The sequence below is a fragment of the Micromonospora sp. URMC 105 genome, from assembly GCF_051386295.1.
Lineage (GTDB): Bacteria > Actinomycetota > Actinomycetes > Mycobacteriales > Micromonosporaceae > Micromonospora.
On the sequence record NZ_JBPQTL010000206.1, the window covers coordinates 1 to 985 of the forward strand.

Genomic DNA, 985 nt, shown 5'->3' on the forward strand with positions numbered 1-985 from the left:
GATCGACAGCCTCGATCAGCTTCTCGTCATCACACGGCACCTCCCACACCCGCCCGTGCTCATCCCGATCACGGTCCTTGTCACGGTCCCTGCGATCCTCACCCCGCTCATCACGGTCACCGCCGCGGTCGCGGCCGTCGTCCTTGAGCTGCTGAGCCGTGGACCACTTCAGGTCGGTCAACCGGTGGGCACCGGTGGCCCCGGTGGTCGCGTACGCGACCCCTGCGAGGCTGACCGCTCCTGTCAGGCCCACAACGCCGGTGGCGAGCCAGAGCCGGCGACGGCGAAGCGGGGAGGCCGTCTCACGGTTGGCGTCATCGTTATTGCGAAGGTAGTTGGACATCGGAGCTCTCTGCCCTCTCCTTGTACCCGACAAGGTCGCTTCGCCACAGCGAGGCGGCCTTCGCTACAAATCGGTTGTAGCTGCTGAACAACACCGTATGAGAGCCTTCTTCACCTCGTGCGCTTATACGAAAAAAGCCCACATTCGGTATGTGGGCGGTGCAGCCGACAGCACGGCGGACGGCGGTGCAGCAGAGGTGCCAGCGGTGGCGAAGGGCGGCGCGGAGGACGAAAGGGCGCGCTGGGTGGCTTGCCGGCGGGGCGCGCGCCGCCGTACCCGGCGGGGGGAGTCCCTTCCCGCCGAGGCGGGAAGGGACTCCCTGGTCGTACGCCGTGTGTCAGTTGAAGCAGTCCTTGACGGTGCCGGCGCAGTTGGTGGGGTCGTTGTTGCTGACGGTGGACTTGTCGTCGAGGCGGACCCGGCCGTTGTTGTTGAGGATGCCGCCGGCGACTCGGTGGTTCTTTGAGGCGTCGGTGGCGGTGTTCTTGGTGACGTGGGTCTTGGTCAGGGTGACGGTGCCCTTGTTGTTGAAGATGCCGCCGCCGTTGAGGGCGGTGTTGCCCTTGACCTCGGTGTCGCGCAGGGTGAGGCGGGCGCCGTCGCGGTCGTCGTCGTTCTTGCCGTCGTGGTCGCCGTTGTGGT

2 pseudogenes are annotated in these 985 nt (G+C 66.6%); both read right to left on the reverse strand.

The features are described from left to right. Positions 1–343, reverse strand: a pseudogene (locus ACSNN7_RS28940) (hypothetical protein); the annotation flags it as partial. A 337-nt stretch (positions 344–680) separates the two neighbouring features. Then, a pseudogene (locus ACSNN7_RS28945) lies at positions 681–985 on the reverse strand (hypothetical protein); the annotation flags it as partial.